Below are 14670 nucleotides of genomic sequence, written 5' to 3'. Positions count from 1 at the left end.
TTTTTGGGCACTTAATTGACACACCTTATTTTGGAGAGAATATGTTTGCATCAGGAATTTTGTGTTTAACAACAATTTTAATTTTGTATTTTGAGAACGAACTAAATGATTATAGTATTGACAAATTATTAAAGAAAAACGAATAATAAAAACTGCCATCAACAAGAGTTTTATATCAGACGAGCCAAAGTGGAAAATTCAACAGTAGTTTTTCATTAGAATCATAGTAATAAATTCAGCTTTTGTGCTTCAATTTTCCACTCGAACTCCACACCTGTCCGTTAGCAGCTATTTCGAGACAGACCCGAAAATTTAAAACGAAATCTAAAATGTATATTCCAAAAGTAAACTTAACGAAAGACAAAGCAGAAATTATTGAATTTATGAAACGTTTTAGTTTTGCGACTATAATAACCTCAAAAGACAATTTTCCAACTGCAACACATTTGCCATTTGTTGTAACGACCAAAGACGACCATATAGTTTTGACCTCACATTTTGCAAAAGCTAATGAGCATTGGCAAGATATTGAAAATAATTCTGTTTTGGTTATTTTTAGCGAACCTCACGCCTATATTTCGACAAGAAACTATGACAAAGAACTAAATGTGCCGACTTGGAACTACATTTCAATTCACGCCTATGGACAAGGAAAATTAATAACTGAACAAGAAAAGACTTTTGAAATTCTTGAAGCAACAATTGATAAATATGAAACGGAATACCGGCAACATTGGGACAATTTTCCTGAAGAATACAAATTAAAAATGACAAAAGGAATTGTTGCATTTGAAATCCTTGTAACAGACTTACAAGCTAAAAGGAAATTGAGCCAAAACAGAACAGAAACGGAGCAGAAAAAAATAATTGAAACTTTATCAAACAGCAAGGACTCCAACGAAATAATCATTGCAGAATATATGAAGGAGAACTTGTCTGACAAATAAAAAAGTAGTTAACAGAGCTTTACAATAGTTGGACTGATTGTTATAAACTCAACAGTAGTAATTTTATTGAACTTTAGCGCTGAAAATCCGTTATATTGCAAAACCGAAAACCATTAGTGGCAAGCAAAACAGACAATCACCAAAAGATGAACGAACAATTAAAAAACGACTTAGAAAATATTGAAATTCTGCTTGAGAGCGTTAAAATTCAAGGGCTTGATTTTTTAAACCAACTTTCAGAAAGACCAACTTCTTCCAAAGCAATAGTAGAACCGAATGAAAAGCTAAATGAAATTGGTATTGGTGGACTTAATGCCTTAAAACTGTTTAATGATAAATTTGAGCAAATTATGATAGGTTCAACAGGACCGAGATATTTGGGATTTGTAACAGGAGGTTCAACACCGGCATCAATTGTTGGAGATTGGTTAACTACTATTTATGACCAAAATACACAATCAACAAAAGGACAAGGTGATATTTCGGCTATCATAGAAACTGAAACTATAAAACTTCTTTTAGATTTATTTGGTCTTCCTAATGACTTTGTTGGTGGGTTTGTAACGGGTGCAACAATGTCAAACTTTACTTGTTTGGCTGTTGCAAGACAATGGTTTGGAAAATGTTTTGAGGAAGATTTTGCAAAAAATGGCATTTCTAAAAAAATCAACATTTTATCAGCAGTGCCTCATTCTTCTGCCATCAAATCATTATCAATGTTAGGCATTGGAAGTAATACTTTTACCAAAGTAAATACTGAAAAAGGTAACCGAGAAAGTATTGACATTCAAGATTTAGAAACTAAAATAAAATTACTGAACGGAGAGCCTTTTATTCTTATCACAAGTGGAGGAACTGTAAACACAGTAGATTTTGATGATTTTAAAGCGATATCAAAACTTAAAGAAAAATATAATTTTTGGTGGCATATTGATGGAGCGTTTGGAGCTTTTGCCGTTTGTTCGCCAAGACATAAATATTTGATGGAAGGTTGGGAAGTTGCTGATAGCATCACAATTGATTGTCATAAATGGTTAAATGTACCTTATGAAAACGCCATCTTTCTTGTGAAAGATAAACATAAAATTTCACAAACCGAAACATTCCAAAATTCTAATGCTCCTTATTTGGGAAATCCGCTTGACAATTTCAGTTATTTAAACTTTTTACCTGAAAATTCAAGACGATTGAAGGCTTTGCCAGTTTGGTTTTCGTTAGTAGCATACGGTAAAAAAGGATATCGGGAAATAGTTGAAAATTCTATTGAAATGGCGAATCTTTTAGGGCAATTTATAGAAAATAGTAAGGAGTTTGAATTATTAGCACCTGTCCGACTAAACAATGTATGTTTTACTTTACAAGGAGATGAAAACCAAAACAATGTGCAATTTTTTTTGACACAACTAAATGATACCGAAAAGGTTTTTATGACACCAACAGTCTATAATGGCAAGAAAGGTATCAGAGCATCTTTTGTTAATTGGCGGACAACAAAAACGGATATTGAAATTATAACAAACGAAATGATTAAAATTACAAATCGCTATTGAAACTAAATGAAAAATATAGGATAGGAAAATTAATTATGGAACAAGATTTATTAAAAATTGCATCAGATGCTTTGAAAAAAGCTGCGTTGAATGAAGACGCCAAACAATTCGTCCTTAAAAACGATCAACTTTTCAAAACTTTAAAGAAGGCAGCAAATCGCTACATTGGCGGAGAAACCATTGAAGAAACCGTTTTAACCATTAAAAAAATAAATGAAAATGGTTTTGTGGTAACAACCGACTTTATGGGCGAAAGCATTAGAAATGAGAAAGAAGCAAACGAAGCAACAGATGAATTTATAAATTTTGCAAAAGCAGCAAAATCTGAAAATCTTAATTCTTCCATTTCCTTAGATTTATCTCATATTGGACTTTTGGTTTCAAGAGATTTAACTATTAATAATTTGAAACGTATTTGTGAAGAAGCAAGTAAAATAGATCAAGAAGTAATCATTAGCATGGAAGGGACTGACCGTACTGATAGGATTATTGAAATTTATGAAGAAGTTTTAAAAACACATTCAAATTTAGGCATTACATTGCAAGCGTACTTGCACAGAACAAGAAAAGATTTTGAAAAATTAATCAAACTTTCTGGAAGCATCAGAATGGTAAAAGGAGCTTATGATACACCAAAAGATCTTTCAATACAGAGAGGAAACGAACTTGATGAAATTTATCTGAATTATGTAGAACAACTTTTGATGGCTGATCATAAATGTGCGATTGCTTCCCATGACAGCAAAATTCATAATAAAACCATTGAACTTATTGACAAATATTCGCCTTCAAATTATGTAATAGAAAGACTTTTGGGAATTTGCAATGAAGAATTACAAACTTTTAAAGATAATGGATACAAATGCAGAATTTATGTTGTTTATGGAAAAGAATGGTACTTGTATTTGTGTAATCGATGGGCAGAATATCCTCTAAATCTTTTCAGAGGACTTGCCGACATTGTAGAATGATGTACTAAAGCAATTCTTTCGCAATACACTAATTTACTAATTTAATAAAAATTAATTTTTAAGGATATAGGTGATAAGTTTTGGACTTTTCGTAAGACCAAAACTTATCTTTATAGGATTAATTAATTTATAATTTTTGCCTATTTTTGGGTTATACGACAGAAATAGGGTATTACCCAAAAGCATTGCTGATAAATAATGAACAGAATTCAAGAGAAAAACTCAACTGATAAAATCCTAAATACTAAAATTGAAGATTTGGAATTTATTTGCCATCTTTTTGATGAGGCAATAAAGTATCAAAAAGAAAAAGGATATCCAGTCTGGAATGGATATGACAAAAATGTGCTGAAAACAGATATTGAAGAAAAGCTACAATTTAAGATTGTTGAAGGGAATGACATCTTATGTATATTCAGCATCTGTTTTAGCGATCCGATCATTTGGAGAGAAAAAGAAAACGGAAATGCAATCTATTTACATAGAATTGTTGTAAATCCAAAATTTAAAGGACAAAAACAGTTTGATAAAATTTTAAATTGGACAATAGAATTCGCACAAAATAACAATCTAAAATATATTAGAATGGACACTTGGGGCGACAATGAAAACATTATAAATTATTACCAAAATTTTGGGTTCAATTTTATTGAGAACTTTACGACGCCAATTACAGAAGATTTACCAATTCAGCACAGAAATTTATATCTTGCTTTACTGGAATATGAAATAAAAACGAACAAAATTTGAAGATGTTGAAACTATGGCTGAAATAAAATTAGAAGAGTTAAAATGGAGAAATTTATTTGAACTTTGATAAAAATGGAAATGTAACGAAAATCGTTGTTGAACACTTTGAGCGTTGATTTTAAATTGTATTTTAAGCTTTAATTCAGGGGATACGAGTAAAAAAATGGCTGGATTTTTTTAATGTTTTTTCGTTATATTTGGAAATAAAAAAGAGTTACATGAATCGCCTTTTTCTGATTTTTTTCCTTTTTACCACACTGTTTTTTGGCCAAAACATTTCACAAAAATTAGATACTGCTGTAAAAGGTTTGTTGGCTTCTACACCAGCTTATTCCTCAAATCTTTCTGTGTACGTATCGGATGAAAATGGCAATTTTATATATGAATATGATGGGAATAAGGGACTTTCCACAGCTTCTACGCAAAAAATTTTTACTGCAGCTTGTGCTTTGGAAAGTTTAGGAAAAAATTATCAGTACACTACTTCTGCTTCCTTTTCGGGCAGTATTTCTAATGGAAATCTGAATGGAAATCTTTACCTTTTTTCCAACGGAGATCCTACATTAGGAAGTTGGCGTTACGAAGGATATAAACCTGAAAATTTCAAACAAAAATTTCTTGCAGCAATGAAAGGAAAGGGAATTTCCAAAATTTCGGGGAATTTAATTCTGGATGATTCTTGGTTCGATTTCCAGGCAACTCCCGGCGGTTGGCCTTGGAATGATATGGGAAATTATTATGGAGCCGGAGTTTGGGCAATGAACTGGCGCGAAAATCAATTTGACCTGAATGTAAATGGAAACAAAATTCAGAATTCTAACATAGAACTTCCCGAAGTAAAATGGGTTTCTGAATTGAAAGCAGGAGGAAGCTCGGATCAGAGTTTAATTTTTACAGCACCACATTCCGATGTAGCGTTGATTAATGGGATGCTTCCCGCAGGAAAAATAACCACAGTTTCCGGAGCAACTCCGAATCCGCCACTTACTTTAGGAAATGAAATTAAAAAATGGTTTTCAGAAAACGGGATTGATTTTAATGGGAAAATAACTTCGGTTTCGCAACAAAAGATTAATGGAGAAAAAATCTCAGATTTTCCTAAAACTAATATTTTCTTTGAATACAAATCGCCAACGTTAGACAAAATTGTCTATTGGTTTTTACGAAAAAGTGTGAATCTTTATGGCGAAACTTTAATTAAAACTTTGGGAAGAGAGAAGAAAAATGAAGGAAGTTTTGCAGCAGGAATTGATTATATGAAAGATTTCTGGAAATCAAAAGGTATAAATTCTGCTATGATTAATTTTGCTGATGGAAGCGGGCTTTCTCCGCAGAATTATGTTTCGGCAAGAGCGCAAGTTCAGGCTTTGCTTTGGGCAAAAAAACAGAGTTGGTTTTCCATATTTTATGAAGGATTTCCTACTCAGGAAAACGGCATGAAAATGAAAAGTGGAACAATGAAGGATACCAAATCTTTTGCAGGATATCATAAAGGTTATGTATTTTCAATTATCATTAATAATTATCAAGGAAATAACATTAGCGAAGCTCTCTACAAAGTGCTGAATGTTCTAAAATAAAATGAAGCAGAGACCATTACTTTCAAGAATCAATATTTGGTTTATATACATTCTTTTTACGGCAATTATTGCTGCAATTATATTGTATTCAATGTTTCTGATTAAAGAATTGAGAGCCCGAGAAACAAGCAGGATTCAGGTTTTTGCAAAAGCAATGCAGATGTTGCAGGAAAATTCAGATTTGGATGCAGAAACTCAGGATTTGCTTTTATCTATTTTGCAGGAGAACGATCAGCTACCGGTAGTTGTTACGGATAAAAATAAAAAGCCAATTATGGGAGATGGAACTGTCCGAAATATTCCTCAAAAAATGGTTCAAGATTCTCTGGCTTTGAAAAAATATATTTTGAAAATGGAGAGTAATTACGAACCATTCGAAATAAAAATTGCAAACGGTGACAAGCAATTGGTTTTTTATGATAATTCCCAATTACTGAATAACATCCGCTACTTTCCATTTTTTCTGGGAATTTTCATTATGAGCTATTTGTTTTTTTCGATTTGGTTTATGCGAACTATAAAAAAAACAGATGAAGGTTTTCTTTGGGCAGGTTTGGCAAAAGAAACAGCGCATCAGATCGGAACTCCGCTTTCTTCCATGATCGGCTGGATAGAAGTAATGAAACTCGAAAATCCAAATTCGGTAGGTGTTTCGGAAATAGAGAAGGATATTCTTCGTCTTAAAACCATTTCAGAACGTTTTTCAAAAATTGGTTCAATTCCGGAGCTGAACGATTACAATTTGAATGAAACCGTAAAACAAAACTACGATTACTTGAAATCCCGAATTTCTACAAAAGTGAATTTCATTTTCAAATCTTCTCATAAAGAGATACTTATTCCTCATAATAGAATTCTTCTGAGTTGGGTAATTGAAAATCTTGTAAAAAATGCGGTAGATGCTATGAAAGGAATAGGGAATTTGGAAATCTTGTTATATGAAAAGAATAGTAGTATTATTCTGGATTTTAAAGATACGGGTTGCGGAATGACAAAAAAACAGGCAAGAAACGTTTTCAAACCGGGATATTCTACCAAAAAAAGAGGTTGGGGTCTTGGTTTGAGCCTTGCTAAAAGAGTGATTCAGGAATATCATAATGGAGATCTCCGTGTTGCACAAACCGAGGTGGGAAAGGGAACGACTTTCCGGGTTATTTTAAAACTTTCATAAAAAACTCCATTTCTACAAAAAATGGAGTTGTTAATTTTTAAAAGTAAAATTCTAATTAATTTTTTTATACTCAATATAGTAATTAGCGTCTAAAACTACTGGTGCTGAAGAATTTAGTTTTACAGTTTGCCATTTGGTAGTAGGATTTATGGTTTGTGTTCCATTGATTCTTAAAGGAAGTTTAAAATTTTCTACCACATTATCATAGCGGAATTTCAATTGGTCGCCGTTTTGTTGGTATTCTAAAGCTGGAATTTTAGTTGTTCTTAAATATTGGTTGAATACCGAAGAAAAATCAATTCCCGATTTTTGTGAAATATAATCTTCGATTTGTTTTGTAGTGACGGTTTGATGATAGAAATCCTTATTCATTCCACGTAAAATCTGACGAAATTTTTCATCATTATTGATTACCTGACGAATGGTGTGGATCATGTTGGCACCTTTTGGATACATATCGCCGCTTCCTTCATTTCGGATTCCATATTTTCCAATAATAGGAGCATCATTGGCAATCATTCCGCGAACTCCCTGAATGTATTTATTTGCCGATTCTTTATCCATAAATTTTTCAATAAATAAAGGTTCAGAATACATCGTGAAACTTTCATGGATCCACATATCTGCAACATCTTTTGCTGTAATATTATTGGCATACCATTCATGGCCGCTTTCGTGGACAATAATGTAGTCCCAACTCAAACCAGCTCCCGTTCCTGAAAGATCATTTCCAAGATATCCATTCATGTATTGATTTCCATACGCTATATTGCTTTGATGTTCCATTCCAAGATATGGAGTTTCCACCAATTTATAAGAATCTTCGTAAAATGGATACGGTCCAAACCAATATTCAAAAGCTTTTAGCATTGGTTTTACTTGCTGAAATTGCTTTTTGGCTTTGTCAAGATTTTCTTCCAAAACCCAATAATCAAGATCAAGTTTTCCTTTTTCTCCATTATATGAATCTTTGAAATTTACTAATTTCCCAATAGTAGGAACAATGGAATAATCGCCAATCGGATTTTTTACTTCCCATGTATACATTTTTTTTCCGTCTTTTTTAATTTCGGAAATCAATCTGCCGTTTCCAACACCTACTAAATTTTCCGGAGTTACTATATTCATGGTGATTCCTTTATCCGGCTCATCGCTCCAAATATCTTTTACAGGAAGCCAAAGCGAAACTCCGTTTCCTTCCTGCGCAACACTCATCCATGGATTTCCTTTTTCGTCGCGATCAAAAACCCAACCTCCATCCCAAGGTGCACGTTTTGCAATAACCGGATTTCCTGAAAATTGAATTTCAAAAGTATCAGTATCGCCTTTTTTGTATGATTTTTTTGCTGTAATGAAAATGAAATCACCATCTCTTTTAGCAGAAAGATAGCTGTCTTTATTCAGAAGTTTAAAATCCATTGGCTGCTGAAGATCAATTTGAAATACAGGATTTTTTACATCTTTAGTAATTTCAAATTTAATTCTGTTCACTCCAAAAACTGATTTTTTCTCAAAATTGGGTTCTACAGTTAGTTCATATTTTTTTACGTCCCAAAAATTTCGGAATTTGGTGTTAGAACCTTTTAAAGTATCTTCTTTGGAAGCAGCAGCATTATTTGGAAAAAGATCCTGTGCAAAAGAGATTCCTGAGATCAGTAATAACGAGAAAAGGGCAATTTTTTTCATATCCGGATATTTTGAAATTCAAGATAAAATTAATTCTTGTCAAGAATAAGTAGAAAATCCGGACAGATTGTTACGGAAAGAACTTGAAAGTGAATCCGATCTATTTTTTTACCAAACCTGTTTCTCTTTTCAGAATTCTTTTATACACTCTCGAAGACATCAGAATACTGAATTCATACAGCAAAATCAATGGGAAAGCTGCGGCAAGCATACTGAGAACATCAGCTGGTGTTACTATTGCAGCCACAACCATAATTAAAACAATTGCATGTCTGCGGTAGGTTTTTAAAAATTTTGGAGTAATGATTCCGATATTGGTAAGATAATAGACAATTACAGGAAACAAGAACAATAATCCCATTCCTAAAACAACTTGCAGAAAAAGGGTGGTATAATCTGATAAATCAAATAATTGTGTAATAGAATCCGAAATTGTAAAAAGTAGACCAAAGTTAATAGCAAAAGGCAAGATTAAAAAATATCCGACTAAAACTCCCGTCAGAAATAACATCCATACAAAATTGATTAAAAATGCAGAATTTTTTCTTTCTTCAGGATGAAGAGCAGGACTGATAAACCTCCATAATTCCCAAATAATGTAAGGAAAAGCCACAACAATACCTCCAAAAATAGAAACCGCCATCATTACATTGAATTGCTGAAACAGTTTCTTCTGCTGAACGGCAAAATTATCGGGAAGCGTAAAACTATTGTGTCCCAAAAGTTCTCTGGAAAAATGATTGACAACCCGGAAAGTAAGAAAATCATTTTTGGTGGGAGCAAAAAAAATGTGATCCATGATCCAATTGATGTTGAATCCTACAATCAAGCCTCCAATTAGAATAGCAACAAGACAGCGAATAAGATGTCCGCGAAGTTCGCCAATGTGTCCCCAGAAAGACATTTCTTTTTCGTTGCTCATGTTGTATTTAGTTCAAAGATTAAGGTTTAAAATTGAAAGTTTGAAGTTGCGAAATTAAGAAATTAAATTTCAAAATTGGATTTGATTTTTTCATAATCGGTTTTACTCATCGGTAGAAAAAAAGTAACAGTGTTTGGAATAAAATTATCGTCCGTTAGTTTTATTTTGGTTTTTTTTAAAGAATATTTAAATTCTTCAACTCGAAATTTAGAAATGTGCTCATTATCAGTATAACCATTGAGTAAATAAATTTTTCCGATGGACTTTGGTGAATTAAAAAGGAAAAGATATATTTTGTTGTTTTTTGTTTTTGCAAACTGTATAGAATAATTGTCATAACTCTCTGAATGCTCGATCATTGTTGTCGTTTCAAAATATTCCGAAAATTCTACAACATTTTCTAAAATTAAATTGTACTCTTTTTCAAAATCTTTCCAGATACTTTTAGTAATGAAAAATCCAAGTATAATTAGAAATCCAATTAATATGTAAAAAAGAAACTCATTCATTTTTTAATTAATCCCTTCATCCAAAAGCCTATGAATATCAATGATTCCGAAATATTTTCCATTTTCGGTTACAATGAGTTGGCCGATATTGTTTTCTTTCAAAATTTTCATGGCTTCTTTTGCAAGAGCTTCTTTTTCAATAGATTTTGGATTTTCGCTCATGATATCTTTCGCTAAAATTTTGGAAACATCTTCATTTTTCATGAGCATTCTACGGAGATCTCCATCTGTAATCACACCCAAAATTTTATCTTTTTCCGTAACTACGGTAATCCCATGTTTAGAAGCGCTTACCGAAATAATAATATCCCGGATTCCGGAGCTTTCGGAAATTTCAGGCTTTTGTTGGGAAAGAAATTGTTCCACTTTTGCAGTAAGATTTTTGCCTAAACTTCCACCTGGATGAAACTTGGCAAAATCCGTATCTCTGAAATTTTTAATTTCCATGAGACAAACAGCCAAAGCATCACCAAGAGCCATTTGTACTGTGGTAGAACTTGTAGGAGCAAGCTTATTAGGGCAGGCTTCTTTTTCTACATACGAATTGAGAATGACATCAGAATTTTCTGCCAGTTTGCTTTTCAGATTTCCTGTCATTCCGATTAGTGCGGAAGAATATTGTTTCAGATAAGGAATAAGATTCACGATTTCAGGAGAGTTTCCGGAATTTGAAATGCATAATACAACATCCTGCTTCTGCACAACTCCTAAATCTCCATGAATAGCTTCCGAAGCATGAAGAAATTGTGAAGGAGTTCCTGTGGAATTTAGTGTAGCAACAATCTTGTTTCCAATATGAGCAGATTTTCCAATTCCCACTACTATTAATTTCCCTTTTGCAGAATTGATAATTTCTACTGCTTTTGTAAAATTTTCATCCAATCTGTTTTTCAGATTTTGTAGCTCTGTGATTTCAATTTCAAGGGATTTTCTGGCAAGATTCAGGATTTGTGGAGTATTCATTTTTGTTTGATGGTTTATCCTTATTTTTAAATTATATTAAAAGAGAAATTTAGAAATGAACAATTTCGGAATTTTTCTAAAATTTTTAACTCAAATTCAGTTTCTATGCTTTTAATTATGATTTTTATTTATTAACTTTGATAAGATGCAAATTTAGCAAACTTAATTAGATGAGGACAAAAACAACCGATTTATCAAAAGAACTTAAAAAGTATTTCGGGTTTTCGCAGTTTAAAGGGCAGCAGGAAAAAATTATAGAGACACTTTTAGACAGAAATGATGTATTCGTATTAATGCCTACTGGTGGCGGAAAATCATTGTGCTATCAGCTTCCTGCACTCATTTCAGACGGAACGGCAATTGTAGTTTCGCCACTTATCGCATTGATGAAAAATCAAGTGGATGCGGTGAACGGACTTTCTTCTGATGAAGGAACAGCGCATGTTCTGAATTCTTCGCTTAATAAAACGCAGACCAAACAGGTATTTGATGATATCAGAAACGGAAAGACCAAACTTTTATATGTAGCTCCTGAAAGTTTAATAAAAGAAGACTATCTTGATTTTCTAAAGGAAGTGAAAATTTCTTTTGTTGCAATAGACGAAGCGCATTGTATTTCGGAATGGGGACACGATTTTCGTCCGGAATACAGAAATTTAAAGGTCATCATCAATAAAATTGCGGATGTTCCTATTATTGCGCTTACTGCAACAGCAACTCCAAAAGTTCAGGATGATATTCAGAAAACTTTGGGAATGACCAAAGCTGTAGTCTTTAAAGAAAGTTTCAATAGACCCAATTTATTTTACGAGATCCGCCCAAAAGTAAATGTGGATAAAGAAATCGTTAGATTCATCAATCAAAATAAAGGAAAATCGGGGATTGTATATTGTTTGAGTCGGAGAAAAGTGGAAGAGTTTGCACAGCTTCTTCAGGTAAACGGAATCAATGCACTTCCTTATCATGCTGGTTTGGATCAAAAAACGAGAGTTGCTAATCAGGATAAATTTCTGATGGAAGAATGCGATGTTATTGTAGCTACTATTGCTTTCGGAATGGGTATTGATAAGCCGGATGTAAGATTTGTGATTCATTATGATATTCCGAAATCTTTGGAAAGTTATTATCAGGAAACCGGACGAGCCGGTCGAGATGGAGGAGAAGGATATTGTGTCGCTTTTTATGATCCTAAAGATGTAGAAAAATTAGAAAAATTTTTGGCGCAGAAACCGGTTTCCGAAAGAGAAATAGGCCTTCAGTTGCTGAATGAAGTAGTAGGATATGCTGAAACTTCCATGAGCAGAAGGCAATATTTATTACATTATTTTGGGGAACAGTTTGACCCGATAAATGGGAACGGAGCTAAGATGGATGATAATTCTCTGAATCCGCCAAAATTGAAAGATGCAACTAAAGATTTAATAATAGTTTTAGATGTTACTAAGAAATTGGAAGAAAAATTCCGATCCAAAGATCTTATTAATATCATTGTGGGAAAAGAAAGTCCCGTTACAAAATCCTATAAACTGGAGACTCATAAACTTTTCGGAATTGGGAAAAGTGAAAATGACAATTATTGGAAAACAATAATCAGACAAGCGACGGTTCAGAATTTTTTACAAAAAGACATTGAAACTTACGGTATTCTTAAGGTTACAGAAAAAGGACAGCAAATTTTGGAAGGAAAGTATAAACAATCCTTTCTGATTGCAGAAGATCGGGAATATGATCTGGCACAGACAAAATCGGAATCCGAATCAGTTCAGGTACAAAGTGGAGGAGGTTTGGATCAGGTTTTATTCAACCAATTGAAAGAACTTCGGAAGAATGTAGCAAAAAAATTGGGAATTCCGCCTTATACTGTTTTTATGGATCCCAGCTTGGAAGACATGACCGTACAATATCCTATTACAGTTGAAGAAATTACAAAAATCTATGGAGTAGGTGAAGGTAAAGCAAAAAAATATGGAAAAGAATTTGCAGACTTTATCAAAAAATATGTAGAAGAAAACGGCATAGAAAGAATGCAGGACATGGTTTTGAAGCAGGTAGCCAATAAATCTAGTCATAAAGTTTTCATTATCCAAAGTACCGATAAAAAACTTGATCTTGAAGATATTGCAAAAGCTAAAAATCTCTCGATAGATGAGCTGCTAAAAGAAATGGAAGCGATTGTCTATCAGGGAACAAAATTAAATATCAATTATTATATTGAAGAAAATTTTGATGAAGATATTGTAGATGAATTCATGGATTTTATGAAAGAATCGGAAAGCGACAGTATGAAAGTTTTGCTTTCTGAATTTGGTGATGATTTGACGGATGAAGAAGTGCGAATGCTGCGAATCAAATTCATCAGCGATGTTGCAAATTAAGAAAATGTTATCTCAATAGGAGCGGGCTTTAGCCCGCTTTTTTGGTGGTATTCAATTGGCTTTAGCCAAAATTTAATCGTAACGGTACAAATTTAATTTTTTACCTTCGCAAAGATTTTAAATTTTATGAAAAAAATCTCCATCATTTTTATTCTTCCGGACTTGGAAACAGGCGGTGCAGAACGTATTGTTACTACCATTGCCAATCATCTTCCACGCGAAAAATTTGATCCGAAAATCATGCTGCTCCGTAAACAAGGAGGCTATCTGGAATTTTTGAAAGAAGATGTAGAAATCATAGATCTTAAAACCCCCAGAATTCGACATTCGTTAAAACCTATTTTGCAGGAGATCAGAAGAAGAAAACCGGATATTGTTTTTTCGGGATTTGGGGAAGTGAATGCCTATCTTTCACTTTTTGTAAGGCTATTCCCGAAAACGAAATTCATCGCAAGAGAAACGAATGTGGTTTCCAAACATGTAACGAGAAGAGAAATAAGGTTTTTCTACAAATTTTACAATAATTATCACAAAATCATTTGTCAGAGCGATGATATGATGAATGATTTGATCGAAAATTTTAAAATTAAAAAAGATAAGCTCATAAAAATCAATAATCCGGTAGATTTCGATTTTATTGATGAAAAATGTAGAGAATCAGTAAAACCGGAAAGTTTAGATCCTGAATTCAAAAATGTTGTAGCCATTGGAAATCTCTCCTCCAGAAAAGGATTTGATAATCTTCTTAATGTTTTTTATCATCTAAAAGATGAAAAAGTAAGGCTTCATATTTTGGGAGACGGACAAGACAAGAAAATTCTTCACGAATTAAAAAATGAACTTGGTTTGGAGAATGTTATCTTTCATGGAAAACAGAAAAATCCGTATCAGTTTTTAAAATTTTCGGATTTATTTATCCTTTCCTCACGATATGAAGGTTTTCCAAATGTTTTGCTGGAAGCTGGAGCTTGTGGAACATATTCTTTAGCAAATGATTGTCCGGGAGGAATTCGGGAGATTGTCCAAACGGGAATAAATGGAGAGATTGATGATATTGAAAACTACAAAAAATTTGCTTCCAAAATTTTGGAAATACTCGATCAGAAAAACGATAAAGAGAGTATTAGAAAGTCTATACAATCCAGATTTTCAAAAGAAATTATTTTGGAAAAATATGAAAATTTGTTGTACAATATGATTGACCTATAAGTTTCAAAATTCTTGAGATTTTGTAATTGAATAATTT

The 14670-nt window shown here is 32.8% G+C and carries 12 protein-coding genes; 8 read left to right on the top strand and 4 right to left on the bottom strand.

Annotated elements, in window-relative coordinates; all coding sequences use genetic code 11:
* Nucleotides 1-329: 329 nt before the first annotated feature.
* The 6 genes from AC2A1C_RS11880 to AC2A1C_RS11855 all read left to right on the top strand — a co-directional run bounded on the left by AC2A1C_RS11880 (nt 330) and on the right by AC2A1C_RS11855 (nt 6969).
* The gene (locus tag AC2A1C_RS11880; protein ID WP_484025934.1) at nt 330-947 is read left to right on the top strand and encodes an FMN-binding negative transcriptional regulator; all 618 of its coding nucleotides are present in this window, start codon (nt 330-332) and stop codon (nt 945-947) included.
* Between the two features lie 146 nt (nt 948-1093).
* Nucleotides 1094-2497, top strand: coding sequence for a pyridoxal phosphate-dependent decarboxylase family protein (locus tag AC2A1C_RS11875; protein WP_484025933.1), 1404 nt, complete (start codon nt 1094-1096; stop codon nt 2495-2497).
* Nucleotides 2498-2532: 35 nt separating this feature from the next.
* Nucleotides 2533-3468: a proline dehydrogenase family protein gene (locus AC2A1C_RS11870; protein ID WP_484025932.1), complete on the top strand. Its 936-nt coding sequence runs from the start codon at nt 2533-2535 to the stop codon at nt 3466-3468.
* A 198-nt stretch (nt 3469-3666) separates the two neighbouring features.
* A complete protein-coding gene (locus AC2A1C_RS11865) occupies nt 3667-4218 on the top strand; it encodes a GNAT family N-acetyltransferase (protein ID WP_484025931.1) in 552 nt (183 codons plus the stop codon).
* A gap of 218 nt (nt 4219-4436) precedes the next feature.
* Nucleotides 4437-5798: a D-alanyl-D-alanine carboxypeptidase/D-alanyl-D-alanine endopeptidase gene (dacB, locus tag AC2A1C_RS11860; protein WP_484025930.1), complete on the top strand. Its 1362-nt coding sequence runs from the start codon at nt 4437-4439 to the stop codon at nt 5796-5798.
* Nucleotide 5799: 1 nt separating this feature from the next.
* Nucleotides 5800-6969: a sensor histidine kinase gene (locus tag AC2A1C_RS11855; protein WP_484025929.1), complete on the top strand. Its 1170-nt coding sequence runs from the start codon at nt 5800-5802 to the stop codon at nt 6967-6969.
* Between the two features lie 51 nt (nt 6970-7020).
* On the opposite strand, the gene AC2A1C_RS11850 is transcribed toward AC2A1C_RS11855, so the two are convergent.
* The 4 genes from AC2A1C_RS11850 to AC2A1C_RS11835 form a co-directional block, all read right to left on the bottom strand.
* Nucleotides 7021-8655 (bottom strand): M1 family metallopeptidase, encoded by a 1635-nt coding sequence (locus AC2A1C_RS11850; protein ID WP_484025928.1) that lies wholly within the window; start codon nt 8653-8655, stop codon nt 7021-7023.
* A 100-nt stretch (nt 8656-8755) separates the two neighbouring features.
* On the bottom strand, nt 8756-9577 hold the full coding sequence (gene tatC / locus AC2A1C_RS11845) for a twin-arginine translocase subunit TatC (RefSeq protein WP_484025927.1): 822 nt from the start codon (nt 9575-9577) through the stop codon (nt 8756-8758).
* A 62-nt stretch (nt 9578-9639) separates the two neighbouring features.
* Complete coding sequence (locus AC2A1C_RS11840) at nt 9640-10086, bottom strand: hypothetical protein (RefSeq protein ID WP_484025926.1); 447 nt, start codon at nt 10084-10086, stop codon at nt 9640-9642.
* Between the two features lie 3 nt (nt 10087-10089).
* The gene (locus AC2A1C_RS11835; RefSeq protein WP_484025925.1) at nt 10090-11049 is read right to left on the bottom strand and encodes a KpsF/GutQ family sugar-phosphate isomerase; all 960 of its coding nucleotides are present in this window, start codon (nt 11047-11049) and stop codon (nt 10090-10092) included.
* Between the two features lie 170 nt (nt 11050-11219).
* Between AC2A1C_RS11835 and recQ the strand changes: the two genes are divergently transcribed.
* Nucleotides 11220-13424 (top strand): DNA helicase RecQ, encoded by a 2205-nt coding sequence (gene recQ, locus AC2A1C_RS11830; protein ID WP_484025924.1) that lies wholly within the window; start codon nt 11220-11222, stop codon nt 13422-13424.
* A gap of 126 nt (nt 13425-13550) precedes the next feature.
* Nucleotides 13551-14633, top strand: coding sequence for a glycosyltransferase (locus AC2A1C_RS11825; RefSeq protein ID WP_484025923.1), 1083 nt, complete (start codon nt 13551-13553; stop codon nt 14631-14633).
* The last annotated feature ends 37 nt before the right edge of the window (nt 14634-14670 follow it).

It is taken from the genome of Chryseobacterium sp. HNCC26DJ241 (genome assembly GCF_057180505.1).
Note: the sequence above shows the minus strand (reverse complement) of the source record. Positions and strands in the feature narration are given on the sequence as shown.

Excerpts from the sequence above, each read along its gene's own strand:
- AC2A1C_RS11880 (WP_484025934.1), top strand. The coding sequence starts at position 330 with ATGTATATTCCAAAAGTAAACTTAACGAAAGACAAAGCAGAAATTATT.
- AC2A1C_RS11875 (WP_484025933.1), top strand. The coding sequence starts at position 1,094 with ATGAACGAACAATTAAAAAACGACTTAGAAAATATTGAAATTCTGCTT.
- AC2A1C_RS11870 (WP_484025932.1), top strand. The coding sequence starts at position 2,533 with ATGGAACAAGATTTATTAAAAATTGCATCAGATGCTTTGAAAAAAGCT.
- AC2A1C_RS11865 (WP_484025931.1), top strand. The coding sequence starts at position 3,667 with ATGAACAGAATTCAAGAGAAAAACTCAACTGATAAAATCCTAAATACT.
- dacB (WP_484025930.1), top strand. The coding sequence starts at position 4,437 with ATGAATCGCCTTTTTCTGATTTTTTTCCTTTTTACCACACTGTTTTTT.
- AC2A1C_RS11855 (WP_484025929.1), top strand. The coding sequence starts at position 5,800 with ATGAAGCAGAGACCATTACTTTCAAGAATCAATATTTGGTTTATATAC.
- AC2A1C_RS11850 (WP_484025928.1), bottom strand. The coding sequence starts at position 8,655 with ATGAAAAAAATTGCCCTTTTCTCGTTATTACTGATCTCAGGAATCTCT.
- tatC (WP_484025927.1), bottom strand. The coding sequence starts at position 9,577 with ATGAGCAACGAAAAAGAAATGTCTTTCTGGGGACACATTGGCGAACTT.
- AC2A1C_RS11840 (WP_484025926.1), bottom strand. The coding sequence starts at position 10,086 with ATGAATGAGTTTCTTTTTTACATATTAATTGGATTTCTAATTATACTT.
- AC2A1C_RS11835 (WP_484025925.1), bottom strand. The coding sequence starts at position 11,049 with ATGAATACTCCACAAATCCTGAATCTTGCCAGAAAATCCCTTGAAATT.
- recQ (WP_484025924.1), top strand. The coding sequence starts at position 11,220 with ATGAGGACAAAAACAACCGATTTATCAAAAGAACTTAAAAAGTATTTC.
- AC2A1C_RS11825 (WP_484025923.1), top strand. The coding sequence starts at position 13,551 with ATGAAAAAAATCTCCATCATTTTTATTCTTCCGGACTTGGAAACAGGC.